At 62.2% G+C, this 25,878-nt stretch carries 31 protein-coding genes; 15 read left to right on the forward strand and 16 right to left on the reverse strand.

Features of this window, described 5'->3' with window-relative positions; translation table 11 throughout:
* Nucleotides 1-18 precede the first annotated feature (18 nt).
* The gene (locus tag IF199_RS18605; protein WP_102622013.1) at nucleotides 19-558 is read right to left on the reverse strand and encodes a hypothetical protein; all 540 of its coding nucleotides are present in this window, start codon (nucleotides 556-558) and stop codon (nucleotides 19-21) included.
* Between the two features lie 222 nt (nucleotides 559-780).
* The gene (locus IF199_RS18610) at nucleotides 781-1,719 is read right to left on the reverse strand and encodes a hypothetical protein (RefSeq protein ID WP_192558358.1); all 939 of its coding nucleotides are present in this window, start codon (nucleotides 1,717-1,719) and stop codon (nucleotides 781-783) included.
* A 298-nt stretch (nucleotides 1,720-2,017) separates the two neighbouring features.
* Here IF199_RS18610 and IF199_RS18615 point away from each other — a divergent pair, with 298 nt between their 5' ends.
* Nucleotides 2,018-2,701 (forward strand): response regulator transcription factor, encoded by a 684-nt coding sequence (locus IF199_RS18615; protein WP_096822590.1) that lies wholly within the window; start codon nucleotides 2,018-2,020, stop codon nucleotides 2,699-2,701.
* Nucleotides 2,679-4,073, forward strand: a complete 1,395-nt coding sequence (locus IF199_RS18620; protein ID WP_192558359.1) for a sensor histidine kinase — start codon at nucleotides 2,679-2,681, stop codon at nucleotides 4,071-4,073. The genes IF199_RS18615 and IF199_RS18620 overlap by 23 nt, the downstream gene beginning before the upstream one ends.
* 48 nt (nucleotides 4,074-4,121) lie before the next feature.
* On the opposite strand, the gene IF199_RS18625 is transcribed toward IF199_RS18620, so the two are convergent.
* Genes IF199_RS18625 through IF199_RS18635 form a run of 3 tightly spaced genes read right to left on the reverse strand, consistent with a single transcriptional unit; the run spans nucleotide 4,122 to nucleotide 6,373 of the window.
* Nucleotides 4,122-4,532 (reverse strand): SRPBCC family protein, encoded by a 411-nt coding sequence (locus tag IF199_RS18625; protein ID WP_192558360.1) that lies wholly within the window; start codon nucleotides 4,530-4,532, stop codon nucleotides 4,122-4,124.
* A gap of 24 nt (nucleotides 4,533-4,556) precedes the next feature.
* Nucleotides 4,557-5,354: an SDR family NAD(P)-dependent oxidoreductase gene (locus tag IF199_RS18630; protein WP_096822593.1), complete on the reverse strand. Its 798-nt coding sequence runs from the start codon at nucleotides 5,352-5,354 to the stop codon at nucleotides 4,557-4,559.
* Nucleotides 5,351-6,373 carry an aldo/keto reductase gene (locus IF199_RS18635; protein WP_192558361.1) on the reverse strand — a complete coding sequence of 341 codons (1,023 nt, stop codon included), beginning with the start codon at nucleotides 6,371-6,373 and terminating at the stop codon, nucleotides 5,351-5,353. The genes IF199_RS18630 and IF199_RS18635 overlap by 4 nt, the downstream gene beginning before the upstream one ends.
* A 113-nt stretch (nucleotides 6,374-6,486) precedes the next feature.
* On the opposite strand from IF199_RS18635, the gene IF199_RS18640 reads away from it, so the two are divergent.
* Both IF199_RS18640 and IF199_RS18645 read left to right on the forward strand, forming a co-directional pair.
* The gene (locus tag IF199_RS18640) at nucleotides 6,487-7,386 is read left to right on the forward strand and encodes a LysR substrate-binding domain-containing protein (protein ID WP_192558362.1); all 900 of its coding nucleotides are present in this window, start codon (nucleotides 6,487-6,489) and stop codon (nucleotides 7,384-7,386) included.
* Between the two features lie 176 nt (nucleotides 7,387-7,562).
* Nucleotides 7,563-7,934: an endonuclease domain-containing protein gene (locus IF199_RS18645; RefSeq protein ID WP_192558363.1), complete on the forward strand. Its 372-nt coding sequence runs from the start codon at nucleotides 7,563-7,565 to the stop codon at nucleotides 7,932-7,934.
* Nucleotides 7,935-8,149: 215 nt separating this feature from the next.
* Here IF199_RS18645 and IF199_RS18650 read toward each other — a convergent pair whose 3' ends face one another.
* Nucleotides 8,150-9,067, reverse strand: coding sequence for a pyridoxal-phosphate dependent enzyme (locus tag IF199_RS18650; protein WP_192558364.1), 918 nt, complete (start codon nucleotides 9,065-9,067; stop codon nucleotides 8,150-8,152).
* A gap of 164 nt (nucleotides 9,068-9,231) precedes the next feature.
* Here IF199_RS18650 and IF199_RS18655 point away from each other — a divergent pair, with 164 nt between their 5' ends.
* Complete coding sequence (locus IF199_RS18655; protein ID WP_096822597.1) at nucleotides 9,232-9,891, forward strand: methyltransferase family protein; 660 nt, start codon at nucleotides 9,232-9,234, stop codon at nucleotides 9,889-9,891.
* Here IF199_RS18655 and IF199_RS18660 read toward each other — a convergent pair.
* Both IF199_RS18660 and IF199_RS18665 read right to left on the reverse strand, forming a co-directional pair.
* Complete coding sequence (locus IF199_RS18660; protein WP_096822598.1) at nucleotides 9,885-10,553, reverse strand: HAD family hydrolase; 669 nt, start codon at nucleotides 10,551-10,553, stop codon at nucleotides 9,885-9,887. The genes IF199_RS18655 and IF199_RS18660 overlap by 7 nt on opposite strands.
* A gap of 63 nt (nucleotides 10,554-10,616) precedes the next feature.
* Nucleotides 10,617-11,030 carry a response regulator gene (locus IF199_RS18665; RefSeq protein ID WP_096822599.1) on the reverse strand — a complete coding sequence of 138 codons (414 nt, stop codon included), beginning with the start codon at nucleotides 11,028-11,030 and terminating at the stop codon, nucleotides 10,617-10,619.
* Nucleotides 11,031-11,218: 188 nt separating this feature from the next.
* Here IF199_RS18665 and IF199_RS18670 point away from each other — a divergent pair, with 188 nt between their 5' ends.
* Complete coding sequence (locus tag IF199_RS18670) at nucleotides 11,219-12,160, forward strand: class I SAM-dependent methyltransferase (RefSeq protein ID WP_192558365.1); 942 nt, start codon at nucleotides 11,219-11,221, stop codon at nucleotides 12,158-12,160.
* A 6-nt stretch (nucleotides 12,161-12,166) separates the two neighbouring features.
* Here IF199_RS18670 and IF199_RS18675 read toward each other — a convergent pair whose 3' ends face one another.
* Nucleotides 12,167-12,940 (reverse strand): helix-turn-helix transcriptional regulator, encoded by a 774-nt coding sequence (locus IF199_RS18675; RefSeq protein ID WP_192558366.1) that lies wholly within the window; start codon nucleotides 12,938-12,940, stop codon nucleotides 12,167-12,169.
* 111 nt (nucleotides 12,941-13,051) lie between these two features.
* Between IF199_RS18675 and IF199_RS18680 the strand changes: the two genes are divergently transcribed.
* Both IF199_RS18680 and IF199_RS18685 read left to right on the forward strand, forming a co-directional pair.
* A complete protein-coding gene (locus IF199_RS18680) occupies nucleotides 13,052-14,155 on the forward strand; it encodes a polyamine ABC transporter substrate-binding protein (protein ID WP_192558367.1) in 1,104 nt (367 codons plus the stop codon).
* Between the two features lie 27 nt (nucleotides 14,156-14,182).
* Nucleotides 14,183-15,301, forward strand: a complete 1,119-nt coding sequence (locus IF199_RS18685; protein ID WP_192558368.1) for a DmpA family aminopeptidase — start codon at nucleotides 14,183-14,185, stop codon at nucleotides 15,299-15,301.
* A gap of 18 nt (nucleotides 15,302-15,319) precedes the next feature.
* On the opposite strand, the gene IF199_RS18690 is transcribed toward IF199_RS18685, so the two are convergent.
* Nucleotides 15,320-15,904 carry an NAD(P)H-dependent oxidoreductase gene (locus IF199_RS18690; protein WP_192558369.1) on the reverse strand — a complete coding sequence of 195 codons (585 nt, stop codon included), beginning with the start codon at nucleotides 15,902-15,904 and terminating at the stop codon, nucleotides 15,320-15,322.
* An 87-nt stretch (nucleotides 15,905-15,991) separates the two neighbouring features.
* Here IF199_RS18690 and IF199_RS18695 point away from each other — a divergent pair, with 87 nt between their 5' ends.
* Complete coding sequence (locus IF199_RS18695) at nucleotides 15,992-16,624, forward strand: TetR/AcrR family transcriptional regulator (protein ID WP_192558370.1); 633 nt, start codon at nucleotides 15,992-15,994, stop codon at nucleotides 16,622-16,624.
* Between the two features lie 192 nt (nucleotides 16,625-16,816).
* Here the strand turns inward: IF199_RS18695 and IF199_RS18700 are convergent, their stop codons facing one another.
* Nucleotides 16,817-17,443, reverse strand: coding sequence for a TetR/AcrR family transcriptional regulator (locus IF199_RS18700; protein WP_192558371.1), 627 nt, complete (start codon nucleotides 17,441-17,443; stop codon nucleotides 16,817-16,819).
* Nucleotides 17,444-17,606: 163 nt separating this feature from the next.
* On the opposite strand from IF199_RS18700, the gene IF199_RS18705 reads away from it, so the two are divergent.
* On the forward strand, nucleotides 17,607-18,047 hold the full coding sequence (locus IF199_RS18705) for a hotdog fold domain-containing protein (RefSeq protein WP_192558372.1): 441 nt from the start codon (nucleotides 17,607-17,609) through the stop codon (nucleotides 18,045-18,047).
* Nucleotides 18,048-18,112: 65 nt separating this feature from the next.
* Here IF199_RS18705 and IF199_RS18710 read toward each other — a convergent pair whose 3' ends face one another.
* Nucleotides 18,113-18,799: a GNAT family N-acetyltransferase gene (locus tag IF199_RS18710; protein ID WP_085732106.1), complete on the reverse strand. Its 687-nt coding sequence runs from the start codon at nucleotides 18,797-18,799 to the stop codon at nucleotides 18,113-18,115.
* Nucleotides 18,800-18,982: 183 nt separating this feature from the next.
* Here IF199_RS18710 and IF199_RS18715 point away from each other — a divergent pair, with 183 nt between their 5' ends.
* Nucleotides 18,983-19,306, forward strand: coding sequence for a YXWGXW repeat-containing protein (locus IF199_RS18715; RefSeq protein WP_192558373.1), 324 nt, complete (start codon nucleotides 18,983-18,985; stop codon nucleotides 19,304-19,306).
* A gap of 42 nt (nucleotides 19,307-19,348) precedes the next feature.
* A complete protein-coding gene (locus IF199_RS18720; RefSeq protein WP_192558374.1) occupies nucleotides 19,349-19,561 on the forward strand; it encodes a YXWGXW repeat-containing protein in 213 nt (70 codons plus the stop codon).
* A gap of 6 nt (nucleotides 19,562-19,567) precedes the next feature.
* On the opposite strand, the gene IF199_RS18725 is transcribed toward IF199_RS18720, so the two are convergent.
* Both IF199_RS18725 and IF199_RS18730 read right to left on the reverse strand, forming a co-directional pair.
* Nucleotides 19,568-20,125 (reverse strand): YceI family protein, encoded by a 558-nt coding sequence (locus tag IF199_RS18725; RefSeq protein WP_192558375.1) that lies wholly within the window; start codon nucleotides 20,123-20,125, stop codon nucleotides 19,568-19,570.
* A 54-nt stretch (nucleotides 20,126-20,179) separates the two neighbouring features.
* Nucleotides 20,180-21,085, reverse strand: coding sequence for a LysR family transcriptional regulator (locus tag IF199_RS18730; protein ID WP_192558376.1), 906 nt, complete (start codon nucleotides 21,083-21,085; stop codon nucleotides 20,180-20,182).
* Nucleotides 21,086-21,205: 120 nt separating this feature from the next.
* On the opposite strand from IF199_RS18730, the gene IF199_RS18735 reads away from it, so the two are divergent.
* Complete coding sequence (locus IF199_RS18735; protein WP_192558377.1) at nucleotides 21,206-22,642, forward strand: amidase; 1,437 nt, start codon at nucleotides 21,206-21,208, stop codon at nucleotides 22,640-22,642.
* 84 nt (nucleotides 22,643-22,726) lie between these two features.
* Here the strand turns inward: IF199_RS18735 and IF199_RS18740 are convergent, their stop codons facing one another.
* Nucleotides 22,727-24,082 (reverse strand): MATE family efflux transporter, encoded by a 1,356-nt coding sequence (locus IF199_RS18740; protein WP_102622031.1) that lies wholly within the window; start codon nucleotides 24,080-24,082, stop codon nucleotides 22,727-22,729.
* Between the two features lie 127 nt (nucleotides 24,083-24,209).
* Between IF199_RS18740 and IF199_RS18745 the strand changes: the two genes are divergently transcribed.
* Both IF199_RS18745 and IF199_RS18750 read left to right on the forward strand, forming a co-directional pair.
* Complete coding sequence (locus tag IF199_RS18745; RefSeq protein ID WP_096822614.1) at nucleotides 24,210-24,776, forward strand: chorismate mutase; 567 nt, start codon at nucleotides 24,210-24,212, stop codon at nucleotides 24,774-24,776.
* 124 nt (nucleotides 24,777-24,900) lie between these two features.
* Complete coding sequence (locus tag IF199_RS18750) at nucleotides 24,901-25,380, forward strand: phage infection protein (protein ID WP_192558378.1); 480 nt, start codon at nucleotides 24,901-24,903, stop codon at nucleotides 25,378-25,380.
* 72 nt (nucleotides 25,381-25,452) lie between these two features.
* Here IF199_RS18750 and IF199_RS18755 read toward each other — a convergent pair whose 3' ends face one another.
* The gene (locus tag IF199_RS18755; RefSeq protein WP_102622033.1) at nucleotides 25,453-25,788 is read right to left on the reverse strand and encodes a hypothetical protein; all 336 of its coding nucleotides are present in this window, start codon (nucleotides 25,786-25,788) and stop codon (nucleotides 25,453-25,455) included.
* Nucleotides 25,789-25,878 lie beyond the last annotated feature (90 nt).

Raw genomic sequence — 25,878 nt, forward strand, 5'->3', positions numbered from 1 at the left:
GTACGGTTCTGCCGCCGATCAGTTGGAAAACACGAACTGCCCTTTGATCTTTTTCGAACCGATGAAACCAAGGTCAGGGAACAACTTGGTTTTCAGCCACACGACAAAATAGACCATGGCCAATGTGAGGCCGACGCCGATCAGGGTGGAGATCGGGTCTTCGGCGTAGTCCTTGAACAGACGTGAAACCTGGCTGAGCGTAAGGATCACGAAGACGGTGTAGGTCTGAGCGGAGTATTTGTAGAAACCCCAGGCAAACAGCAGCGGGATACCGCCACCGATCAGCATGAGCGTCAGGGCCAGGCCGATGCCGGAGTCCCAGCCCAGGACAAATCCGGCGAGCGCGCCGAGCAATGCCTGAATGCAGGTCAGCACGATCAGGATCGTGACCTTGCGTGCATACTGGCGACGCAGTGCCGGGTCAATGCGTGAACCAATCCAGTAAGCCAGCACCCGATCCTTGACCGCCCCGCCCGAAAACGCCTTGAAGGTTTCGGTCTTCGAGCGCCCGGCGTCCAGCATCTCATCCAGCTGCCGTTTGATTTCCTTCTTGTCCAACGTCTTCATCCTTAAACATAAATGCAAGCGGCCGATCCGCTTGCGGCGTCGATTCTGGCTGCTGGCCCTTTAGAAAGCAAAAAGCCGCTTCCACCCGAAGGTGGAAGCGGCCGAGGCACAAGCCCCAGAGGGATCAGTGCACAAACAGAGCGATCAGAATGATGATCGGGATTGGCACGCCGAGGAAAAACAGCAGTAGTGAGCGCATGGTGACTCTCCTTGTTAACGGACCGGAGGCAGTGTGGTCGTGGTGTAGGTTTCGACTTCGACGTACTCGACCGCATCCCGGCGGCGACCGCCGAAGGTGGCCGACAGACTGGCGAAGAACGCACCGGCCAGCAGCGCGATGAACATCCACAACGAAGTCCAGGCAGCGACTTTGGCGGCGGTGTCAGCGGCTTGCTGTGCTTTGACCTTGGCGTCGGCAATCGCCTTTTGCGTACGAGCGTAGATTTCATCGACGCGACGTTCGGCGTCGGCCTGGGTCAGGTTGGTACGTTGCGCGACCAGTTGTGCAAGGTAGGTGCGATCCTCGGGGCTGAGCTGACCGTTGGCCAGGCTCTGGGCGAAGATCCGGGTCACGGTGCCGCGAGCGGCGTCATCGCTGACGGCGGCAGGACGGTCATCGCGGAACAGGCTGTCGACGAAGTAACCGTACTGGTTGCTGTCGGTGTTCGCCGCTGCAGTCCCGGCCGCCTGAGTCATGGCACTGGCCGCACCACCGGCGACACTTGCACCGGCCTGCACACCACCGCTGACGATGCTGCTGACCGAGCCGACCACCAGCGTCGCAGTAACCAGCGTGGCCACGCACCAGGCAAGGAAGCCATGGGCGGTGTCGCGGAAATACACCTCGTCACCGTGCATGTTCGCCCACTTCACCCGCAGGCGACCGGCGATGTAGCCGCCCAGGCCGGAAGCGATGATTTGCGTCGCCGCCAGCCAGACAATTGTCGAAATGCCCAGGCCCTTGGCGCTGACGCCCTCCCCGGCCCACGGTGAAACAGCGGAGAAGCCCAGACCGAAACCGAGCAGCACCAGAATCAACGACAGTGCCGCAGCGGCTGCGGCCCCTGCGAAGATCGCGCCCCAGGACACTCCTGAGACGTTGCTCGACTCGCCTTCGAAGGCAGGATAAAACCCATCAGAGGATCTATTCATTGTTGTTCTGCTCCCGGCATGAAAAATGGTGTTACAACTCGTCAGCAGATGAATTGCAGTGACCGTGCCAGTCGCCAACATTAAATAAATCGTTGAAATTCAATCTCTTAAAAAGACTGAACTTCCCAGGGCCATGCAATTTGCAACAACGGTCCGATATCAGCGGGCTTTATGCATTGGCACAAAAGCCCGGTCATTTGAGTTTGTATCAACTACAACATGAAAGTTAATTTAAAGCGTTATTGCAAAATCTTGGCAAAATGCTGCCATTCCGTTTGAACCGATCAGCAGGCCCACCATGACTCGCATCTTGACCATCGAAGACGACGCCGTGACCGCCCGGGAAATCGTCGCCGAACTCAGCAGCCACGGCCTCGACGTGGATTGGGTCGACAACGGCCGCGAAGGCCTGGACCGCGCCGTCAGCGGCAACTACGACCTGATCACCCTCGACCGCATGCTGCCCGAACTCGATGGTCTGGCCATCGTCACCACCCTGCGCACCATGGGTGTGTCCACGCCGATCCTGATGATCAGCGCGTTGTCCGACGTCGATGAGCGCGTGCGCGGCCTGCGCGCCGGCGGTGACGATTACCTGACCAAACCGTTCGCCACCGACGAAATGGCGGCCCGGGTCGAAGTGTTGCTGCGCCGGCAGCACAATGGCGGCACCCAGCCGACCACCCTGCGCGTAGCGGACCTTGAGCTCGACCTGATCAGCCATGAAGCCAGCCGCGCCGAGCAGGTGCTGACGCTGTTGCCCACCGAATACAAGTTGCTGGAATTCCTGATGCGCAACAGCGGCCAGATCCTGTCGCGGATGATGATTTTCGAGGAAGTCTGGGGTTATCACTTCGACCCGGGGACCAACCTGATCGACGTCCACATCGGTCGCCTGCGCAAGAAGATCGACCCGCCGGGCAATGTCCCGCTGATCCGTACGGTGCGAGGCTCGGGTTATGTCATTGCCGAACCCGTCTGACGGTTGGCGTTCCTCCAGCAGCCGGTTGCTGGCGCTTTACAGTTCGTTGTTCGTGGCCTGGAGCGGGATCCTCATGGGGGTCATGTATTTCGAGGTCTCCGGTTACCTCGACAGCCTGGCCAAACATTCGCTGATGCAGCGTCAGCATCTGTTCTCGCACTTTCGCGGCGAGCAGCTCGAGGATGCACTCGCCGCCAGCATGACGTTCGATATCCGCGGCATCGATGCCTACGGCCTGTTCGCCGCCGACCACACCTACCTCGGCGGGGCTTTGCAGCAAATGCCTGCGGGCCTGCCGCTGGACGGCAAGATCCACGAATTGCGCGACTGCTCCGAATCCGACGATCCGACCCTACCCGCCGACAGTTGCGATGCGGTCGCCACCTCGACCCGCGACGGTCGCTGGCTGGTGCTGGTGCGCGACAACGGTTCGCTGTTCGCCGTGACCCGCATCATTCTGCGTGCATTGCTCTGGGGCGTTTCGCTGACAATCGTACCGGGGGTCATCGGCTGGCATTTGCTGCGGCGTCGGCCGTTGCGGCGGATCCGCGCGATTCAGGCCAGTGCCCAGTCGATTGTCGCCGGTGACCTGACTCACCGATTGCCCGTGTCCAATCGCCGCGACGAACTGGACATGCTCGCCGCCATCGTCAACGCCATGCTCGATCGCATCGAGCGTCTGATGAACGAAGTCAAAGGCGTGTGCGACAACATCGCCCACGACTTGCGCACTCCGCTGACGCGTTTGCGGGCGCAGTTGTATCGCATGCAGCAACAGGCCGGCGAAGGCTCGCCGGAAGCGGCGCAACTGGATCTGGTGCTGGCCGAGGCCGATACGCTGATGGCGCGTTTTCGCGGTTTGCTGAGGATTTCCGAACTGGAAGATCGCCAGCGACGTTCGGGATTCGTCGAGCTCGATCCGGTGCGACTGCTGCAGGAACTGCATGAGTTCTACCTGCCGCTGGCCGAGGAAGACGAACTGCGTTTCGAGCTGAACATGCCCGAAACCCTGCCGATGCTCAATGGTGACCGGGCGCTGTTGTTCGAGGCGCTGGCCAACCTGTTGAGCAACTCGATCAAGTTCACCCCGCCGGGAGGCACGGTGATTTTGCGTGGGGTGAATGATGCGGGGCATACGCGGATCGAGGTGCACGACTCCGGCCCCGGCATTCCCGAGTCGGAACGGGAAGCAGTGTTCCAGCGCTTCTATCGTGCAGAGGGTGGGCAACCGCAAAGCGGTTTCGGACTGGGGCTGTCGATCGTTGCGGCGATTGTCAGCCTGCACGGGTTCAGTCTTGAGGTGGGTCGCAGCGATCTGGGCGGGGCGAAACTGGTGCTTGATTGCCGGCAGAGGCTGATTTCACAGACCTGATTTTTGGGCAGGGATCGTTCCCACTTTGCGTGGGAACGATCATGAAACTCAGGCCGGGTAGTTAGCGCGCAGCGCTTCGAGGCCGCCCTGATAGATGCCGCTGAACAGCGCCACCACTTCCTCATCGCTCACGCCCTTGGCCGTGAAGCGTCCCGACCACGTCACCCGCGCGCCCTGCCCTTGGGCGTCGACGCGAATCGTCGCCAGATAATCCGTGGCCGGAAACGGTGCCTGCTCGATCGAGTAGCTGTAGGTCTTGCCCGCGTTATCGAACGTCTCCAGACGCTCGATCACCACCGCGCCGTCGGCGGTTTGCAGGGTGCGTACACGACCGCCGTCGCTCAGCTCACTCTTGGGAATGAACGGCAGCCAGTCCGGCAGCGTGTTGAAGCCGCCGATCAATTGCCAGACCTGATCGGCCGAGGCCGGGATGTCGATGAATGCTGATGCTGTTGCCATAAATAAACGTCTCTCTTGAGGAATTCAGATTGCCAGGCTGTCGACCACGCCGCCGTCGACGCGCAATGCCGCGCCGGTGGTGGCCGAGGACAGCGGTGAAGCGATGTAGGTCACCAGGTGCGCGACTTCTTCGACATTGGCCACGCGCTGGATGATCGAGGTCGGGCGTGCCCGGCGCACAAACGCGTCGGCTTCGTCCCGCAGGCTGCGGCCGGACTCTGCGGCGGCATCCTTGAGCATCTCTTCGACGCCGTCGGTGAAGGTCGGCCCCGGCAGGATTGCATTGACCGTCACCCCGGTCCCGGCCAAGCGTTTGGCCAGGCCATGGGACACCGCGAGGTTGGCGCTTTTGGTCACGCCGTAGTTGATCATGTCGGCCGGGGTGGCCACGCCGGATTCCGAAGACAGGAAGATCACCCGACCCCAGCCCTGCTCGACCATCGCCGGCACGTAATGTCGCGACAGGCGCACGCCGGAGATCACGTTGATTTCATAGAAGCGCGTCCACTCATCGTCGGGTGCGTCGAAGAAGTCCACGGCGTTGTAGATCCCGAGGTTGTTCACCAGGATGTCGGCTTTCGGTTCGGCGGCGAACAGTTTCTGCGCGCCTTCAGCCGTGCCCAGATCCGCCGTCAGACCGCGCAGTTTCGCGCCCGGAACGGCTTGCCGAATGCTCGCCAGTGCCTGCTCGACCTTGGCCGCGTCGCGACCGATCACCACCACCGTGGCGCCCGCCTCGGCCAGCGACTGGCTGATGCCCAAACCGATACCTGCCGTGCTGCCGCTGACAATCGCCAGTTTCCCGCTCAGATCGATCTTCATGCTTTCACCTCGTCGATAGGTAATGGTGCACGTTCGGACACCAGTTTCGCTTCACGCATGGCCTGCCAGAAACCGGCCGGAATGACCGCCGACAGCGCCGCTACATCTTCAGCGATGCGCCCCGGTTTGCTCGCGCCGGGAATCACTGCCGCCACGGCCGGATTGGCCAGCGAGAATTGTAGTGCAGCCGCTTTGACATCCACGCCGTGGACGGCGGCGATGCGTTTGATCTGCTCGACCCTGGCAATGATTTGCGGGCTGGCCTTCTGGTATTCGAAGTGCGCGCCACCGGCCAGGATTCCCGAGCTATATGGGCCGCCAACAACGATTTCAACGTTCTGCGCCCGCGCCGAATCCATCAGACGCTGCAAGGCGCGGTCGTGATCGAGCAAGGTGTAGCGGCCGGCCAACAGGAAGCCGTCAGGCTGCGCCTCGGTCAGGTCGAGCGTCAACTCGCACGGCTCGACTTTATTCACGCCCAGGCCCCAGCCCTTGATCACGCCTTCTTCACGCAGGCGGGTCAGGACTTTGAAGGCCCCGGTGCGGGCCTGATTGAAATACTCCAGCCATTGGTCGCCGTAGAAGTCCTGAGCGATGTCGTGCACCCAGACGATGTCGAGGCGATCGGTTTTCAGGCGTTCGAGGCTGTCTTCAATCGAGCGCAGGGTGGCGTCGGCGCTGTAGTCGTTGACGATCCTGTTCGGGCGGCCGTGTTCGAACACCCCGCTCTTTTCGCCCAGATCCCGGGCGGCGGCGTCTTCGACTTCATCGAGAATGACCCGGCCGACCTTGGTGCTGAGCACATAGTCATCGCGCTTGTAGCGGGACAGTGCTTCGCCGAGGCGGATTTCCGACAGGCCCGAGCCGTAGAACGGCGCGGTGTCGAAGTAACGCACGCCGGCATCCCACGCCGCATGCACGGTGGCCTGGGCTTCTTCCTCGGGAATGGCGCGGAACATGTTGCCCAGTGGCGCGGTGCCGAAGCCCAGCTGGCCGGGCAGTTTGTCTTTCAAGCTCATGGGGATTTCCTCGTAGTGTCTGGGTCGTGGTTGACCGTTGAGCAGATCCTAGATTGCGACACTCAGACCGTCCAAGACATAATGTGCAGCACTTGAGTCCCTATAGGTCTGACATGATCGATTTCCGCCAATTGCGCTACTTCGTGGTCGTCGCCGAGGAAGAGCACGTCGGCCGCGCGGCCGAGCGCTTGCACATTTCCCAGTCGCCCCTGAGCCGGCAGATCGCCCAGCTCGAAGAACGCCTGGGCCTGACCCTGTTCGAACGCAGCCAGCAACGCATCCGCCTGACCCGCGACGGCCATACGTTCCTTGCCGAAACCCGCGCCTTGCTGACCCACGCCAATCGCCTGGAATCCCTCGGCAAACGCCTGGGTCGTGGTGAAGAAGGCGGTTTGTGTATCGGCTACATCGAGAACGCCATGCACGCGGGCGTATTGCCCAATGCCTTGCGCGTGTTGCGGGCAGATCGGCCGAACGTGCATGTCGCGCTGTACAACCTCAGCTCCGCCGAACAACTCGAAGGCCTGCGTCAGCGTAGTCTCGATATCGCACTGGTCAGCGAACCGCCGACGACCGACGATCCTGACTTGCTGGGCTTCCAGGTGCTGGACGATCCGATGCTGCTGGCGCTGCCGGAGCAGCATCCATTGGCCACACAGGCATCGCTGACCCCGGAGGATCTGGCCACTCAGGAGTGGATCGGCGTGCAACCCCGTCAGGACGCGGGCGACGATTTTGTGAGTGCCTGCCTGCGCGCCGGCTTCACCCCGGATGTGCGGATGCAGGCGACCGAGCCGTTCACCGCACTGGGGCTGGTTGCTTCGGGGCTCGGGATTGCGATGATCCAGAAAGGCCTGAGCCACAACGCCCCGCCGGGTGTGGTGTTGCGGGAGGTGCCTTGGTTGGCATTTACCACGCCGTTGTGGGCGGCTTGGCATCGGATTAATTTGCGGCCGTTGGTGGAGACTTTCAGGACGGTACTGACGGGCTCGGACATCTCAGGCGCCAGATAATCCGCTGGCCCCTCACCCTAACCCTCTCCCCGAGGGAGAGGGGACTGATCGGGGGATATTGACGTGATACAGCAACCTGAAAAATCTAGTGTGAATCCATAATCAGGTTGATCCGGCACTGCCGGTTGGTCTGGTCTACAGTAATTTTTCCATCCCACTTCACAAGGACGTGAAGCATGCAAAATCGCCCTACCCTCGACCAACGCCGATTCGCCCGCCGTTTACGCGCCAGCCAGACCGATTGCGAGCAGATGCTCTGGCATCGGCTGCGTGCGCGGCAGGTGGCGGGGTTGAAGTTTCGGCGGCAGGTGCCTATTCCGCCGTTTGTGCTGGATTTTTATTGTGTGGAGTTGAGGTTGGCGGTGGAGCTGGATGGGGGGCAGCATTTTGAGGCGGCGGGAGAGGTTCATGATCGGCGGCGTACGCTCTATCTTCAGCGGCTTGGGATTGAGGTGGTGCGGTTCAGTAATCTTGAGGTGATTCAGCAGATGGATGATGTTTTGGAGCAGATTGTCAGGATCGCGGAGGAACTTCGATTGCGACGTTGATCCGAAAGCGCCCTCACCCTAGCCCTCTCCCAGAGGGAGAGGGAACTGATTGGGGGATATTCGAGAAGTCCGCCGACGTGGGCGAACTGTTTTGAATCCATAATCGACTCGGTTTTTCAGGTCGATGCATGACCTGAGACACTGCGGTCGGCCCCCTCTCCCTCCGGGAGAGGGCTGGGGTGAGGGGCTTTGGGGAGTTAGTAACAACATCGGAATCAGCCCCCCAACCGCGCCCACCCCGCCACCAACTGCGCACTGATGCTCACCCCGCCACACACCACAATCACCACATCCCGAGCCCCCGCCAGCGCCGGATGATCCAGATAAGCCACCGCCAGCGACACCCCGCACGCCGGCTCCACCAGTTGCCGCAAATCACTGGCATAACGCACCACGCCCATGATCGCGTCGTCATCGGACAGCACCAGGCATTCGTGGTCGAACTCGCCGATGTGCTGCACCGGCCACTCCGCCACTTGTGCGGCGCCAAGGGAGGTGGCGACGGTGTCGATCTTGCTCAGGCGCACCGGGTGGCCGGCCTGTACGGCGGCGGCAAACGAGGCGGCGCCCTGGGTTTCGCAGGTGATGATTCGGCAGTCACGCCGGTCATGGCGCAGCAGTCCGGTGAGAATTCCTGCGAGCAATCCCCCGCCGCCGACCGAGGTGACCACGGTGTCGACCTGCGGGCAGTCTTCGAGGATTTCATCGATCATTGTGCTGTGCCCTTGCCACAACACCGGGTGATCGAAGGCCGGGACGTATTCGGTGTCCGCCGCGCTGGCCAGTTCACGGGCGCGCTGATTGGCCTCATCCCAGACTTTGCCATGGACGATGACTTCGGCACCGGTGCGACGAATGCGCGCGCGGGTGGCTTCGGGGGTGGTGTGTGGCACCACGATGCAGGCTTGCAGGCCCAGGCTGACCGCCGCCACCGCCGTCGCAAGACCTGCATTGCCACCGGACGGACAGACAACTTTGCGCTTGCCCTGCGCCACTGCCTGACTGCACAGCAGACCCATGCCGCGCAGTTTGAAAGAACCACAGGGTTGCAGGTTTTCCAGTTTCAGCCAGATACGCCGGGAAGTGGTCGACAGGGTCGGATGGAGGATCAACGGCGTGCGGATGTGCAGCATGGCGGACTCCTGATTACGCCACGCCCGGGCGACCAGTTCGCCGGCGCGTGGACGGTTGAAGTCGAAACGTCCCTGTCTGAAGCTTAGTTCACCCTGCCCCCTCGACGGTAAACGCCGGGGATCGTGCAGCGATCTACACTGAACGGAACAGCCGTGAGGTGCCTATGAAAATGTCAGCGCAAATGACCGTCGTCGCGGTAATCGCCACTCTCGCCTACCTGGGGCTGGCGATGTGGGGCATTGGTGGCGTGGCGGTGTTCTTTTCCCACGGCGCGCTGGTGGTGGTGGCGCTGGCGACGCTGGCGATGGTGGTGGTGTCGCTGTTCAGCGAGGTGAACCTGAGTTCGGGCGAACGCGAGGACCGGGCCAATCGCTGGGTGATTCCGGCGTTCGGCGTGATCGGACTGGTCAGTGCTTTTCTGCCGGCTTACTGCGACCGCATCGGTTTCTGGACCGTTGGCCGCGAAGGCACCCGTTGGCTGGGGGCGTTGTTGTTCATCGCTGGCGGTGCCTTGCGCCTGTGGCCGGTGTTCGTTCTGGGCCACCGTTTCAGCGGATTGGTGGCGATTCAGCCGGGACATCGACTGGTCACTGAAGGCATCTACACGCACCTGCGCAATCCCAGCTATCTGGGGCTGGTCGTCAACGCACTGGGCTGGGCACTGGCGTTTCGTTCGGTCGTCGGGATCCTGCTGGCGGCGCTGACGCTGATCCCGCTGATTGCCCGCATCCATTCAGAAGAAGCCTTGCTGCGCACCCAGTTCGGCGCCGAATACGATGCCTATTGCGCGCGCAGCTGGCGGTTGTTGCCGGGCGTTTACTGAGGTTGCAGGCGTAACTGGCCGTTGTTGTCGATGCTCAGCGCAACGTCGCGGTAACTGGCGATGGTCGCGTGTGAGGTTTCAATCGGATGCTGGTGAGTCGCGGTGATGATCATCAACGGCGCACCGGCCGCTTCCGCCGCCTGAATACCGACAGTCGCGTCTTCGAAAATCAGGCAATCGGCCGGTTCCAGTCCCAGACGTTTGGCGGCCAGTCGATAGCCGGCCGGGTCAGGTTTGCCCGCCGTCACGTCTTCAGCCGTGATCATCACCGCAGGCTCGGGAATCCCCGCCGCCGCCATCCGTCGCAGCGCCAGATCCCGTGGCGCCGAGGTCACCATGGCCCAGCGATCTGCCGGCAACGACTTGAGAAACGCCGCTGCACCGGGAATCTCGACAATGCCTTCAACGTCTTCAATTTCCGCCTCGGTGATGAACGCTGCTTGCGCCTCGGCGTCCACGCCCGGCAGGTTCAGGCGAGTGATGGTGTCGATGGCGCGCACGCCGTGGATGGTCGGCAGGAAGGTCTCGACATCCACGCCATGACGCTCGGCCCAGGCCGCCCAGATCCGCTCGGCGGCGGCGATGGAGTTGAGGACGGTGCCGTCCATGTCGAACAGGAACGCGCCGAACGCGCGATTGAAAACAGCATCGTGAGCAGACAAGGGATCGCATCCTTAGGCAGAGCCGGGCAAATGTGCCCGGCAATGTAGCATCTGCCGAAGGCTTCAGTGCAGACGCGGTGCCTTGGATTTGAATGCGTCGTCCACGCAATCGAGCAACTGGCCGATGGCCCAGGGTTTCTTGATGAACGCCACTGGATGGCGGACGCCGGAGGTCTCCGGCGTTTCATAACCGGACATGACCATCACCGGTTTTTCCGGCCAGCGCTCGCCGACCAGATTGGCCAGGTCCGCGCCATTGAGGGTGCCGGGCATGGTGATGTCGGTGAGCAGCAGCGCGACTTCCGGCGCGTGCTCTTCCAGGTATCGCGACGCCGCATCGGCACTGGTCTGCGGCTCGACCTTGAAACCTTCCTCCTGAAGAATTTCGCACAAAAACTCCAGAATCAACGGGTCATCCTCGACTACCAGAATCAACCCGCCAGGAAGGTGCGCGCTCGCCGTCGGAATTGGACACATGAACTGGCACTCCCTGAATTGCATGAACGATTTAGCGGCTTGATCCCGCTGCTTATCTGGTATGAGCAGCGCCTTCTACAGAAATTCATTTTTGATACAGGTCTTTTCGATAACACCCGGTCAACGGGCAGTCGCCGACCCGTAATTGCGGTTAAAATGCGCACCCTTTTGCTTGCCGATCCCGATTGATGAACCCTGAAGCCCTCGCCGTTCTCCACGCCCACCTGCTCACCGCGCTGACTTCGGCACCGGCCGAAACCCGGCGCCTGTTCCATGGCCGTGGGCGCTGCTGGCCGGGGCTGGAACAGCTCACCGTCGACTGGCTGCAAGGCGTGGTGCTGGTGTCGCTGTTCAAGGAGCCCGAGGTTTCGCAACTGGAAGATCTCAAGCGCTTGTTGCTGGAGATCACCGGTTCAGCGCCATGGCAGCAATCCGGCGCTCACACCCTGTTGATCCAGCATCGCTACCTGCCGCAGAGCACCGCCGAATGGCTGCTGGGCGAAGAAATCGACGAGATGACCATCGTCGAGGGCGGGCTGAAATACCGCGTGGATCTGGGCCGCAAGCAGAACGCCGGGCTGTTCCTCGACATGCGCTACGGACGCAACTGGGTGCGCGAGCAGTCCGCTGGCAAACGGGTGCTGAACCTGTTCGCCTACACCTGCGGTTTCTCGGTGGCAGCCATCGAGGGCGGCGCCAACCATGTGGTCAACCTCGACATGTCCCGCGCGGCGCTGAGCCGCGGCCGCGACAATCACCGCCTGAACGGGCATGACCTGAGCAAGGTGAGTTTTCTCGGCCACGACCTGTTCAAGTCCTGGGGCAAGGTCATCAACAGCGGCCCGTATGATCTGGTGATCATCGACCCGCCGTCGTTCCAGAAAGGCAGTTTCCTGCTGACCAAGGATTACCAACGCGTACTGCGCCGCCTGCCGGAACTGCTGACGGCCCAGGGCACGGTCCTGGCCTGCATGAACGATCCGGCGTTCGGTTCGGACTTCCTGATCGATGGCGTGACCCAAGAGGCGCCGAGCCTGCGTTTCGAGCAGCGGCTGGAGAATCCACCGGAGTTTCCGGACGTCGATCCTGAAAGCGGTCTGAAGGCGCTGCTGTTCAAGCAGATCGGCTGACCACGGTCAGCGTGGACGCAACACCAGCGCAAACAACTCGCCATGCCCGGTAACGTTGAGCTTGTGATAGAGGTTGCGCCGATGCACCTTCACCGTCTCCGGCGAAATGTTCATGTGCTGGGCGATGGCTTTGCTCGAGAAGCCCTGGAGAATCAGGCGCGCCGTATCGATTTCGCGCGCGGTCAGCCGCGCGTCGAAACGGTCCAGCAGCGCCGCCAGATCGCCGACCGGCGCCTCGACCACCGCACCTTGCGGCGGCATCAACTGCACATGCCGGCGCATCGCTGACAACACCCAGTCCCGCACGCACAGCAGGCGCCCTTGCTCCTGCAAACTGAACGCCTTGGCCCGGCCCATCGACAATCCGAGCACTCCGTCATCGGTGTTGACCATGAATTGCAATTCATCCGCGCCGACCACCGAGCGGAAGTAGCTCAGGTAGTACTCGCTGTGCAGAAACTGGTCCGGTGCCACGGATGCGAGGCTGTGCAAACCGTCGGTGATCCCGGCGCACGCGGCCTGATAGAACGGATCGAGCAAGTACATGCCGGCACAGTAACCGGCCAGTTCTTCCTGTTCCTCGGCGCGGCCCTGGCTGTCGACATCGATCAGCAATTGCGGCGGGCGCCCCGTCTGCATCACCGCCACCAGCGCATTGTCCAGCGGCACCAGCAGCCGCAAGGTATCGACCAGCGCCCGCCAGAAACCGTCCTGGCCGATGCTGGCGAATACCCGCGACAGGCTCTGATGCACCGGCAATTCCTGCAGCAACGCGTCCACGCTCTACCCCTTTTGAGTAACCCATGATGGGAATGGGTCTGGCGCGGCCTGCCCGATAGGCTGACCACTCCTGTTCATCACCGGCCTGCCGCAGGCCAGGAGTGCCGCATCATGCGTTGTCATCGTGGGTATATCAACCTGGGCCTGGCGGGCGTCGTGTCCGTCGCACTGACCGCTCAAGCGGCCGATGCGCCGAGCGTGCATGTCTACAACTGGTACGACTACATCGGCCCGAACACCCTGCATGATTTCAAGCGCGACAGCGGCATCGAACCGGTCTACGACACCTTCGACAGCGCCGAAGTGCTGGAAGGCAAACTGATGACCAGCCACAGCGGCTACGACGTGGTGGTGGCAAGCAATTTCAGCCTGCCGACCCTGATCAAGGCCGGCGCCCTCGCCCCGTTGCCCCGCAATCAACTGCCGGGCTGGAAGAACCTCGACAACGACCTGCTGAGCAAACTGGCCAACAACGACCCCGGCAACCAGTACGCCGTGCCGTATCTGTGGGGCACCAACGGCATCGGCTACAACGTCGACAAGGTGCGCGCCGTACTGGGCGACAAGGCGCCGGTGGATTCCTGGGATCTGGTGTTCAAGGAAGAGAACCTGGCCAAGCTCGGCGAGTGCGGCGTGGCGATGCTCGATTCGCCGTCGGAAATGCTACCGGTCGCGTTGCACTATCTTGGCTTGCCGCCGAACAGCACCAACGCCGAGGACTATCAGAAAGCCGAAGCGCTGCTGCTGAAACTGCGCCCGCACATCGCCTACTTCAACTCCTCGAAATTCATCAGCGATCTGTCCAACGGCAACATCTGCGTGGCGGTCGGCTGGTCCGGCGCGATGCTCGAAGCCAAGACCAACGCCGAGCAGGCCGGCAACGGCGTGAAGATCCAGTACAGCCTGCCGAAGGAAGGCGCGCCGGTGTGGTTCGACACGCTGGTGCTGCTCAAGGACGCGCCGCATCCGACCCAGGGCCTGGCGTTCATCGACTACCTGCTGCGGCCCGACGTGATTGCGCCGGTCAGCGATCACCTCTCCTACCCCAACGGCAACCGCGCCGCCACCGCGCTGGTCGCCGAAGCCACCCGCGACAACCCGGCGGTGTACCCGTCCGCCACGGCGATGGCCACGCTGTTCACCCTCGAGCCCCTGCCCAAAGCCACCGAACGGGTGCGCACGCGGGTCTGGAGCAAGGTCAAGAACGGCCAATAATCAAAAATGAACAGAGAAGAAAACATCATGAAACCAAGAGCCCGCGATCTCCCTATCCGCATCGGCCAGCTGCAGCCCGGCCCGCTCAATGCCATCACCGACGTACCCGGTGTGCGGGTCGGCCACAGCAATGTGCGGGGGCAAAGCGCCGCCGGACGCGACATCTGCACCGGCGTCACCCTGATCGAACCGCGCGCAGGTTCGACCAATGCACAACCGTGTTTTGCCGGCGTTCACGTACTCAACGGCAACGGTGATGCGACAGGGCTGGAATGGATTCGCGAAGCCGGCCTGCTGACCAGTCCGATCGCCTTCACCAACACCCACAGCCTAGGCGTGGTGCGCGATGCGTTGATCGAGCTGGATCGCGCGCAACAACCGGACGACGGTCGTCTCTACTGGAACATGCCGGTGGTGCTGGAAACTTTCGATGGTTTGCTCAACGACATCAACGGCTTTCACGTGAAGCCCGAACACGTGGCCGAGGCCATGAGCAATGCCGTTGACGGCCCGGTGCAGGAAGGCGCGGTGGGCGGTGGCAGCGGCATGATCTGCCATGAATTCAAGGGCGGGATCGGCACCGCATCGCGCCGATTGAGCAAGGCTCAGGGTGGCTGGACGGTGGGCGCCATCGTCCAGGCCAACCATGGGATTCGCAGCGAGTTGCGGGTCGACGGCTACCCCGTCGGGCGCTACATGGAACAGGTGGATTCGCCGTTCCTGCGTGCCTCGCTACCCCATCCGGGCATGGGTTCGATCGTGGTGTGCCTGGCCACCGATGCGCCACTGTTGCCGCATCAATGCACGCGACTGGCGCAACGGGCGAGCCTCGGTCTGGCGCGTACCGGCGGCGGTAACGAAGACCACAGCGGCGACATTTTCATCGCCTTCGCCACCGGCAACGGCCACATCCCGCCCGCCGCCTATGAAGGCAAAGGCGCGTCGACCTGTGACGGCTTGCGAATGGTCAACAACGACCACATCAGCGAGCTGTTTCTGGCGGCGACCGAAGCGGTTGAAGAAGCGATCATCAACGCCCTGCTTGCCAGCGACAGCACCGAAGGCAACGGGCATTCGGTGCCGGGGCTGGATGCCGCGCCCCTGCTCGCCGCCCTGGATAAAGCAGGCTGGCCCGGCGCTCGCTGAAACGGTTCCCAAAGACCTTTAGCGGAACAACCCAAGTCCGAGTTCGCGCGCCGCCTGCAGTTGCACCGCAGGGTCGCGCAACTCGGACTCCAGCAACAACGCCGAGCCCGCCACCGTCGCCCCGCAATAATCGAAAATACCGTGATCGATCTGCGCCCTCATCGCCGCGCCGTAGCCGTGGCGTTCGTAGGTGCGTGCATCGGCCCCACCGAGTGCCACCAGTTGCACACGCAGTCGTCCGAGCTTCTTCAGGGTCGAATCGCCATCGAAATCAAACGCCCAGCCATTGCTGAACACCCGGTCGATCCAGCCCTTGAGCAGCGCCGGCATCGACCACCAGAACACCGGATACACCAGCACCAGCGCATCGGCGCGGTCGATGCGTGCCTGCTCGGCCAGGACGTCTGCTGGCGGTGCGGATTCACGGTGATGCACCGCCCAGTCGGCCACGCCAAAACGCGGATCGAATTCCTCGGCGTGCAGGTCAGCGATTTCGAAGGTGTTGGACGGATCGCTCTCTGACAGGCCTTTGGCAATCTGCTGCGCCAGCGCATGGGTCAGCGAACGAGGGTCGTCATGAGCCACAACAATCAATGCGTGCATGGGGAAATCTCCGGTTGGTGGATGCTGACCAAGGGCTATATACTCTTGGTAAGTTACGAATCGTAAGTTACGTTTGGTATATAAGCGATGTCAACCACTGAAATCCCCGAACCCGCACAACCCCGTCGACGCCTGTCCCGGGAAGACCGCCAGCGCCAGTTGCTCGACATGGCCTGGCAATTGATTCGCGAAGAAGGCACCGATGCCCTGACCCTGGGTTATCTGGCGGAAAAGGCTGGCGTGACCAAACCGGTGGTCTACGACCACTTCACCACTCGCGCCGGTTTGCTGGCTGCGCTGTATCAGGATTTCGACAGGCGCCAGACCGCGCTGATGGATATTGCGCTAGGCAATTGCGAGGCGACGTTGAGCGGCACCGCCTCGGTGATCGCCACGGCGTATGTCGATTGTGTGCTGACCCAGGGCAACGAGATTCCCGGGGTGATCGCCGCACTGGCGAGCACGCCGGAACTGGAGAAGATCAAGCGCGAGTACGAGGCGATTTTCCTGGAGAAGTGCCGCAGCGTGCTGTCGCCTTTCGCTGAGGGTGGCGACATTACCCAGGCGGGATTACGCGCCATGCTCGGCGCCGCCGAGGCGCTGTCTCAAGCAGCGGCGACCGGAGAAATCAGCGCCGCACAGGCCCGTGACGAGCTGTTTGCAACGATCGCCGCAATGGTCGAAAGGGCCGCCGCCAGCGCCGCAAAAGCAAGTGACTGACGGTACTTGAGACTGCCGCCGCACCTTCCTAGGATGGAGATACGCAGTCGCTTGGTTCGCCAAACCGCTGCGTAGGTGCAGGTGCCCTGAACCCCAATCAAGCCCGCACTTTGTTTCACGCGCATCTTGAGCCTCACGGGCTCTACTCCTCCCTATCAAAGAGTCTTGAGGCTCTTTTTTTGTCTCTGAAAATCAGCGTTCCGGTTCGCGACGGATCGAGCGCCACGTGGCCTGCGCCAGCAACTCGCGATAAGCCTTCGGACTGCCCTTCACCCGCCCGGACAACCATGCCCGGCAATAGCTGTCCGCCTGACCGACAATCAGCGACGGCAGCAGCTCGGCGGGACACTCATTGAGTTCGGCGGCGCGCCCGGGTTCGCTCAGCCAGGTGCGCAGGCTGAGATTGCGCGTCTTGTTGCGGGCGGCCAGTTCATCCTTGTGGGGGCCCCGGGTCACGGCATAACGCGCGTGATACTGGAACCGCGCCCATTCCGGCTGGTTCTCGACCCAATCCACATAGCTGAAGACCAGCGCCTGCACGCCCTTTTCGGTGGTCGTCGCATCGGCCAGGTACGCATCGCGCAAGCGCGCCTGGTCCTCCAGGGCGGTGAAAAACAACGCGGCTACCAGCCCTTCCTTGTTGCCGAAATGGTGATAGATCGCCCCGACACTGGTGTCGCACTCGGCGCGGATCATTTCGATGGTGGTGGCCTCGATCCCCTGTTCGTTGAACAGGCGCAAGGCCTTGCGAAAGATGTCGCGCTTGAGTTCGGCCCGGCGGCCGGGGTAGCTGCGCTCGAGGAGATCTGCGGTGTCCATGGGGTTGAAGGCCTTGTAAATCCGGTTGAAAGGCACGCCCGTGCCGGTAATCGAAACGCGCCTAGGTTGACAGATTTCCCACGGACAGAATACCGTTCCGTTACAGAACAATATTCTGTTACGGAACATCATTCTGTAAATCCCCTAATTGCGAGGCTTAACCATGAGTCAGTTTCTCAGCATGTTCACCAGCGCCGGCCCCCAAGCGTTCAGCCAGATGGCCTGTCAGGTCGCGCCGTATTTCAGCAGCATCAATCCGTTGGTCAGCGAACTGCGCGCAGGTTCGGCGACGGTACAGGTGCCGTTTCGCCGCGAGATCACCAACCACCTCGGCACCGTGCACGCCATTGCCATGTGCAACGCCGCCGAACTGGCGGCCGGGATGATGACCGACGTGTCGATTCCCGCCGGTGCACGCTGGATTCCCAAAGGCATGACCGTCGAGTACCTGGCCAAGGCCAAATCCGATGTGACCGCCGTGGCCAATGGCGAAGCGCTGGACTGGCAGAGCGAAGGCGACAAGATCGTGCCGGTGGACATCCACGACGCCGAAGGCAAGAAAGTGTTCACGGCGCGAATCACCATGAACGTGAAGCTGTCCTGAAATCCCAGGCACAAAAAAGCCCTTGTTGCCGTCATCGCAACAAGGGCTTTTTGCCGTTGGCCGGGTCAGTGAACGGTCAGGCGCTGGCGGACAAACTCTTCGGTGTGCCGCGTGACTTGATCCAGATGCCGGTCGCGCTGTTTCTCGGCATCGACCATCGCCCGTTTGCCGTGCTTTTGCAGGAGGTAGGTGTGAATCTGCTGCACTTCGAGCGAGCGGTAGATCGGCGTGGTGTCGATAAAACCGCGCAAGCCGTTGCTGCGGTAATGCCGGGTGCTCATCAGCACCTGGGTCTCCAACTGGCCCAGCACTTCAAAGCCCAGCGCCTCGAAATACGGGACTTTACCCACGCTGCACGTCAACTCGGCATGGGGGTAACGCGTCAGCATGTCGGCGATCAACGCCCGGGCCACGCCCTGACGGCGGTACGGTTGCTGCACCGCCAGATACGCCACGTTGCACGCCTCCCAATCGCCCTGCACCGGCAAGTACAACAGGAAGCCGATCACCTGCTCCGGGTCTTCGTCGTCGGTGGCCACCAGCAGTTCCACCTCGGTGCCCTTCTCGCCGTTCAACGCCTCCAGATACAAATGCACCTCGTAGCCGACCGCGTACTGATAGACGTTGTACAGCAGGTTGCTCGGGCCGAGACCGATCGCGCTGATGTCGGTCAGGTAGTCGACCACCATTTGCAGGATCTGGCTGTTGACGCCTTCGGGGCACGGGGATTTGTAGTGGGTGATGCGGGGCATGGCGGGTGAACTCCGGCGGTAAAACACAAGCTGCCGGGCGGGTTGAGCGACCGGCGAACCGCGACATCATACCCTGTGCAAGCCTGACAAAAATTTCATCTGCCCGAGAACGGATCTTTCGCTGATTTGGCGTCCAATTCTTCAGCTGCGTTCATTTCCCGACGCAGGCCCTGAGGAGTTGTCATGAACGTTCTGCGTTCCCTGTTCAAATGGCGAAAAGCGCTGCTGCTGGTGCCGCTGACACTGGCCGCGCTGGCCAGTACCCCGGTGTTTGCCCAGCCCGAAATCATCATCCGTCAGGCCCCGCCACCGATGCGCATGGAACCGATGCCCGGTGCACGGCCCGGTTATGCCTGGGATCAGGGCCATTGGCGCTGGGAAGGCCGGGGATATGCCTGGGTGCCGGGGCACTGGCAACCGGTGCGTCACGGCGCACGCTGGAAACCGGGCCACTGGCAGGCCCGCGGGCCGAACTGGTACTGGATTGAAGGTCATTGGGTGCGTTGATTGCTCACTTGCCCGTCCACGTCACCCACCAGGAACATCGTCATGTCGAAAACCATAAAAACCTTGCTCGCCGCCTCACTCGTGGCAATCACCTTGTCGGGCTGCGTCGTCGAACCGGTCCGCCCGCACCGCCCACCACCGATCGTCGAAGTGGTCCCGGTAATGCCTGCGCCAGGTTATCACTGGGTCGCCGGCCATTATCGCTGGGCCGGCAACCAATGGCGCTGGGTGCCAGGGCATTGGCGGGCGTATTGAGGCCGGTCACTGCGCCGGTGCAACGACCTTGAACTTGATCGCGATGTCGTTCGAAACCACGGTGTCGGCCCACTCTCCGGCACCGAGGCCGAATGCATCGCGCTTGAGCACGAGTTCACCGTCGAAGATGCCGATGCTGCTGTCCGGCTTCAATTGCACCGGCACCTGCACCTCGCGGGTGACACCTTTGAGCGTGAGTCGGCCGGCAACCAGGTAATGGTTTTCATCGACCCGGCTGAAACGGGTCGATTCGAACACCGCCGTCGGAAACTTTTGCGTGTCGAACCACGCCGGTTTCACCAGCTCGGTGTTGGCGTCTTCGCTGCCGGCGTCGATGCTGGTGAGGTCGATGTGCAACGTGGTGCGGGCGCTGCCCAGATGCTCGGTGTCGAAGTCCAGCGTCGCGTCGAACTTGCCGAACGTGCCGTACATCCGCGAGCCCATCTGGTTGTAGGTGAAACTGATCTGACTGGCGGTGGTATTGACCCGGGTGTACTCCACCGCCTGCGCCGCCGGCATGACAATCAGGCAACACGCGGCAACCAACAACAATCGAATCGACATGGGATGCTCCGGTGCCTCGGTGGACCTCGACTGACTTAAGCAAACATCCGCCGCTTACGCCACTCCGTCCGGCATGTGCGCTTTCAGGTAACCAATCAACGCCGTCACCTTGGGCGACGGCAGATGCTCGCGAGCCGTGACCGCGTTGAGATCCTGCGGCGGGCCGATCCACTCCGGCAGTACGCGGATCAGGCGTCCGGCCTGCACATCGGCTTTCATGCTCAGGTCCATCGCCAGGCTCAGCCCTTCGCCTGCCAGTAACGCATCGTGCAACAGCGCCGGGTCGTTGGCCAGGATGGAGGGCTCGACTCGATAGTCTCTCAGGCGCGCCCCTTCCCGACGCAACGGCCAGACATAACCAACATCGCGCCGGGCCTGATGCAGCGTCAACGTCTGATGCTGAAGCAACTCTTCCGGGGTTTGCGGCGTACCGTGATGCGCGAGATATGCCGGGGCCGCGTAAATGCCCGTCCCAAAACTGGCCAGTCGGCGGGCGATCAGACTCGAGTCCGGCAATGCTCCCAGCCGCAGCGCCACGTCGATCTCCTCGCCCACCAGATCCATCGGCACATGAGAGGCCAGAATCTCCAGACGAATTTCCGGGTACGCCTGGCGAAACCCCGCCAGCAGCGGTGCAAACCAGTTCACCCCGAATGAAAACGGCACCGTTACCCGCAACCAGCCACGCGGCCCGTCACGCAATTGATGCACGGCCCGTTCGGCGTGTTCGAGGGTGTCGGCGATGGATTTGCACTGCTCGTAATACACCGCGCCCGCCTCGGTCAGGCTCAACTGGCGGGTGGTGCGGCGCAGCAGTTGCACACCGATGGCCTGCTCCAGCTCTCGCACCCGGCGGCTGACCGTGGTTTTCGGAATCTGCAAGGCGTGGGCGGCAGCGGTGAAACTGCCGAGGCGCACCACGCAGACAAACACCAGCGTGTCGTTCAAATCGCGGATCATTTCGGGCCTGCCTGAGGACAATGGATTGTGCCACTCATGGCACATTTCATGCCGCGATTATGGGCTAATCACCTGAGACCCTGCGACCTAATATCGACGCTCCCTCTCGGAGTGATACCCATGAATCTCAACGAATACGCCGAACACGATGGCATTGGCCTCGCGCAGTTGGTTGCGTCCGGCGAAGTCCACGCCAATGAGCTGGCCACACTGGCCATCGAAGCGATACAGCAGGTCAACCCATCGATCAACGCGATCATCGAACACTGGACGCCGACGGCTGCCAGCGGCAGTGGCCCGCTGGCCGGAGTGCCGTTTCTGATCAAGGATCTGGCGATCACTGCGGCCGGGCGACGTAATGAACTGGGTAGCCGACTCGCGCAGGGTCTGGTCGCAGAAAGCGATTCCACGCTGATGCAACGCTTCAACGCCGCCGGGCTCATCCCCCTCGGCCGCACCACCACCCCGGAAATGGCGTTCAGCACCGAAACCGACTCCCTCCTGCAAGGCCCGACCCGCAATCCGTGGAACCCGCAACTTTCCGCTGGGGGCTCGAGCGGTGGCGCCGGCGCGGCTGTCGCCGCCGGCATCGTGCCCATCGCCCATGCCACCGACGCGGCAGGATCAATCCGCGTTCCGGCAGCCTTCAATGGTCTGGTGGGCCTCAAGCCGACGCGCGGCCGCAGCTCCCACGGGCCATTGATGGATGAAGTGTTTGCCGGGCTCGGCGTGCAATTGGGCCTGTCGCGGACAGTGCGCGACAGCGCGGCGCTGATGGATGTGGTACAGGGCTGTGCGCCGGGTGATCCTTATTACACGACGGCACCGGCCGAAGGCTTTCTGGCTCAGGTCGGCCGCGATCCCGGACGGTTGCGCATCGGCTTGCTCGACACGCCGTGGAACGGGGCCAGCGTCGATCCCGATATCGCCGATGCCACCGCTCGTGTAGCCCATGAACTTCAATCCCTCGGCCATCAGGTTGAAACCGTCCGGGCACCGCTCGGTCTGTCGTGGGACGCCTTCGTCGAGGCCAACGCGCATATCTGGTGTGCCAGCCTGGTGCGCTGGATCGACCACCTCGCCGCTGCAACCCGGCGCCCTGTCGATCGCAGTTCCCTGGAACCGGCCACCCTCGCCTGCTACACCTTCGGCCAACAATCGCGCGGCACGGACTTCGCCGCCGCGCTGGAGGTGCGCAACAGCATCGCCCGTCAGGTGGCTGCTTGGTTCGAGGAGATTGATGTACTGCTGACCCCGACCCTGCCGCACCTGCCCCAGGCCATCGGCACCTACAACCACGACGCCGAAGCCATGAACGGGCGGCAATGGACGGCGCGGGTCTTCGAGCATTCGCCCTTCACGCCGGTGTTCAATGTCGCGGGAACCCCGGCAATTTCACTGCCGCTGGGCATGTCCGGCAGCGGCCTGCCGATAGGCCTGCAATTTGCCGCACGCTTCGGCGCCGATGACCTGTTGTTGCGTCTGGCCGGGCAGCTCGAACAAGCCTTGCCGTGGCAGCATCGTCGGCCACTGATTCGGGTCGGCAATCCGCGTTGACACTCCGTCCGTCGCCCACAAAAAAGGGCTGTCCCTCACAGGACAACCCTTTGCGGATCGGGCCGTTCGATCACCCGCGATCCGTCAAACCAGCCGCTCGATCTTCTGATGCTGCCAGACCAGTTTGTAGTACAGCGTCTGCAGCACCAGCATCCCGAGGTACGCCACCGGGAACGCCATCCACACGCCCTGCAAGCCAAACTGCCCGTCCAGCCAGTACGCCGCCGGCAACTGCACACCGACCACGCAAATGATCGCGATCGCGACGGGTACCAGCACCGTGCCGCTGGCGCGCATGATCCCGCCGATGATGGCCTGGAAGCCGAAGATCAACAGGCTCCACAGCATGATGTGCAGCAAGTGCTCGGCCATCGCCCGGGTCGAGTCCTCGGTCAGGAACAGCCCCAGCAGCCAGTGCGACAACAGGTAACCGAGCACAATCAAGCCACCGGTCAGGCACACGTTGATCCACAGCCCGGTGCGCAGGATCGGGCCCATCCGCTCCAGCCGCCCGGCGCCAATCGCCTGGGCGCCGAGGATCGACGCGGTGATTGCAATCGACAGCGCCGGAAACTGCACATAGTTGACGATCTGCGTCACCGCGCCATAGGCCGCCGTCGCCTGGGAGCCGTGCTGGTTGACCAGCGCCAGAATCACCAGCTCCGACAGCGACAACACAATCATCTGCACCCCGGTCGGCAGACCGATGCGCAACACCTTGCCGAGAATCTCGCCGTCCAGCCGCAACGCCCCGAAGAACTCCCGGTCCGGCGCCAGTGGATGGCCCTTGCGGATCAGGCTCCACGCCAGCCATGCCATCGCCGCCAGCGTACCGGCCAGCCCGGCGAACGCCGCGCTCTGAATCCCCAACTGCGGCAAGCCCAGCCATCCGCGAATGAACGCCGGGGTCAGCGCCAGACCGACCACGGTCGACAGCAGCAGTGCCAGCATCGGCGACAGCGTGTCGCTCACCCCGCGCAACAACTGGGTGAACAGCACGTACACCAGCACAAACGGCAAGGTCCACATCATCACGCGGGCATAGGCCACCGCATCGTCCAGCACATCCGCCGGCGTCCCCAACCCCTGCAACGCCTGACGCGCAAACACACTGCCCAGCACCGCCGCGACCAGCCCGATCAACACCCCCAGCAACAACGTCGCCCCGGCAATCGCCTTCACCATATGCGACTCACGCGCGCCCCACGCCTGGCCGATCAACACCCCCGCCCCGGCGCCCAGACCGATGACCAGCGCGATAAAGAAAAAGATGATCGGAAACATCCCCGACACCGCCGCCAGCGCCTGAGTGCCGAGCATCTGGCCGATATAGATGCTGTTGACCGTGCCGGACATCGACTGCAGGAAGTTCGACAGCACCATCGGGGCAAGGAACAGCAGGTAGGTTTTCCAGAGGGGTTTTTGGGCGGGGTTTTGCATTGAGGGTCCGTCTCGGGTGGGAGCGATGGGGAGAGTCTAAGGTATGCAAAGCGCTTCAGGTCGTACCCGTTTGCATTAAAACTTCGTAATCTCTACCACTTGCCCAAAATGGAAGTGAACCGATCCCATGTCCCGCGTCTCGACCCTGCTGACCTCTACCCTTTTTGCCGTTCTGGCGACGACAGCCAACGCCGCCCCGACACCAGCGCCCCAATCGCTGCAAAGCCTGCTGAGCACCCTGAACGAACGCCTGAACATCGGCGATCTCGTCGCCCTGACCAAGTGGGACAGCGGCAAGCCGATCCAGGACAGTCCCCGCGAAGCCCAGGTCATCGCCAACGCCCGAACGCTGGCCACTGAACGCAAGCTTGATCCAGAAGACGTGGCGCAATTGATCGCCGCGCAGATGGAAGCCAACAAGCTGGTGCAATACGGTTTGCTGGCGAAGTGGCAAGCGGCGGGTGCCGCGCCGGACACACCTCGCCCGGATCTGGGCAAGCAGATTCGGCCGCGCCTGGATGAGCTGCAATCCCGCCTGTTGCAGCAATACGCCGACTTCACGCCCTACCGCCGCGACCCGAATTGCCCGGTATGGCTGGCCAAGGCGCGTAGCGGTTTGACTCACGACGGGTTGCACGAACTGGCCCTGACCCGCGCCACCGGGGAGCTATGCGTTCGCGCGACAGCCCCGTGAATCGGGGCTCAGGCATCCATCGCTGGCGTCGATAGTCACCATCACGTCAATGAAGTTCTCATAAAAAATCCCGGGCGTAAGATCGGCTCCATACCAAACAAACAACACCCCGGAGCACACGATCATGAAACGCCAAATCCTTCTCGGCATCGCTTTCTCGGTTCTTGCAGTCAACGCTTTTGCAGCCAAACCCGCTCACACCATGATCGCCGAAGGCGGTTCGGATCGATTGATCGAACACCGTGTAGCTGAAGGTGGTTCGGATCGTCTGCAAGAACGTCGAGTTGCCGAAGGTGGCTCGGACCGTCTGCAAGAGCGCCGTTTAGCTGAAGGTGGCTCGGATCGTCTGCAAGAGCGCCGTGTAGCTGAAGGTGGCTCGGATCGTCTGCTGGAACGTCGAGTTGCCGAAGGTGGCTCGGATCGTCTGCAAGAGCGCCGTGTAGCTGAAGGTGGCTCGGATCGTCTGCAAGAACGTCGCGTTGCCGAAGGTGGCTCGGATCGTCTGCTGGAACGTCGCGTTGCTGAAGGTGGTTCGGATCGACTGATGGAACGCCGTGTTGCCGAAGGTGGTTCGGATCGTCTGATGGAACGCCGCGTCGCATGACTTGACGGCCCAATCGCAAGAAAAAGAAAAGCCCGGCCTGATCAGCCGGGCTTTTTCACATCCAACCGTCGCTTACTGAGCGGTTCTCAGCTTGACCACGTCACCGGAGATCTTGGTGGTGTAGCCAGTCAGAACCCACGCCCAGAACCAGTTTTCCTGGACTTGGGTGTTGATCATCGCGTCACCGCCACGGGCTTTGATCGCGGCATCTTGGGCGCGGACGAAACGGCTGTTCTGACGGATCGGGATAATGCCGAACAGCAGCAGGCCGGTGGCGGTCGCTTCGCTGTGGCCAATCACGGTGTATTGGCTGCTGTCGTATTGTTTGGTGTTCATCGCGGTGCCGGTGCAACCTGCCAGAACCACACCGAACAGTGCGGCGGCGACTACTTTGCTGAGGTATTTCACTTCAAGACTCCATGGGTATAAGCCCGGGATCCATCTCTCGGGCGGCGCACACTTTACTGGAGGCAGTGGCACATTGGTATCAACCTGACA

Source organism: Pseudomonas allokribbensis (genome assembly GCF_014863605.1).
Lineage (GTDB): Bacteria > Pseudomonadota > Gammaproteobacteria > Pseudomonadales > Pseudomonadaceae > Aquipseudomonas > Aquipseudomonas allokribbensis.